The following is a 1,583-nucleotide window of genomic DNA, read 5'->3' as shown; positions in this document are numbered from 1 at the left end:
TACTACATCCAAGACGATGGAACAGAGGGAACTATTGATTGGTCGTCGATTAATACGACTAACGTAAGCTTTACCCTTGATGCCGATATGTTGACGGTGACTGATTCAGATGGGAACAAAGTACAGTTGGATGTTAAAGAGATTGCGAACAACTCTACCTTTATTGAAGAACTTGCACAAAATCAAGAGTTTGTAACTAAAATTACAAGCAATAACGAGTTCATCACAGAGGTAATCAACAAGCTAAAAGGTAAATACGGAAACGTTTACTACAATGTAGACGAGAACAGATTCTACTACATCCAAGACGATGGGACAGAGGGAACTATTGATTGGTCGTCAATTAATACCACAAACGTAAGCTTTACGTTAGATGCGGATATGTTGACGGTGACTGATTCCGATGGGAACAAAGTGCAGTTAGACGTTAAAGAGATTGCCAACAACTCTACCTTTATTGAGGAACTGACACAAAATCAAGAGTTTGTAACGAAAATTACAAGCAATAACGAGTTCATCACAGAAATTGTCAACAAATTAAAAGGCAAATACGGGAACGTATACTACAATGTAGACGAGAATAGATTCTACTACATCCAAGACGATGGAACCGAAGGTACTATAGATTGGTCTTCAATTAATACTACGAACGTAAGCTTTACCCTCGATGCGGATATGTTGACGGTAACTGATTCAGATGGGAACAAAGTGCAGTTAGACGTTAAAGAGATTGCCAATAACTCTACCTTTATTGAGGAACTTACACAAAATCAAGAGTTTGTAACGAAAATTACAAGCAATAACGAGTTTATCACAGAGGTAATCAACAAGCTAAAAGGCAAATACGGAAACGTATACTACAATGTAGATGAGAATAGATTCTACTACATCCAAGACGATGGAACCGAAGGTACTATTGATTGGTCTTCAATCAATACCACAAACGTTAGCTTTACCCTTGATGCGGATATGTTGACGGTGACTGATTCCGATGGGAACAAAGTGCAGTTGGACGTTAAAGAGATTGCGAACAACTCTACCTTTATTGAAGAACTTACACAAAATCAAGAGTTTGTAACGAAAATTACAAGCAATAACGAGTTCATCACAGAGGTAATCAACAAGCTCAAAGGCAAATACGGAAACGTTTACTACAACATTGACGAGAACAGGTTCTACTACATCCAAGACGATGGAACAGAGGGAACTATTGATTGGTCTTCAATCAATACGACAAACGTAAGCTTTACGTTAGATGCGGATATGTTGACGGTAACTGATTCCGATGGCAACAAAGTGCAGTTAGACGTTAAAGAGATTGCGAACAACTCTACCTTCATTGAAGAACTTACACAAAATCAAGAGTTTGTAACGAAAATTACAAGCAACAACGAGTTCATTACGGAGGTAATCAACAAATTAAAAGGTAAATACGGAAACGTATACTACAATGTAGATGAGAACAGGTTCTACTATATCCAAGACGATGGAACAGAGGGAACTATAGATTGGTCGTCGATTAATACGACTAACGTAAGCTTTACGCTTGATGCGGATATGTTGACGGTAACTGATTCCGATGG

General features: G+C 38.2%; 1 pseudogene. It reads left to right on the top strand.

Features of this window, described 5'->3' with window-relative positions:
* Window positions 1–1,583, top strand: a pseudogene (locus HX062_RS16070) (hypothetical protein); the annotation flags it as partial.

It is taken from the genome of Myroides sp. DF42-4-2, from assembly GCF_030326445.1.
GTDB lineage: Bacteria > Bacteroidota > Bacteroidia > Flavobacteriales > Flavobacteriaceae > Flavobacterium.
Note: the sequence above shows the minus strand (reverse complement) of the source record. Positions and strands in the feature narration are given on the sequence as shown.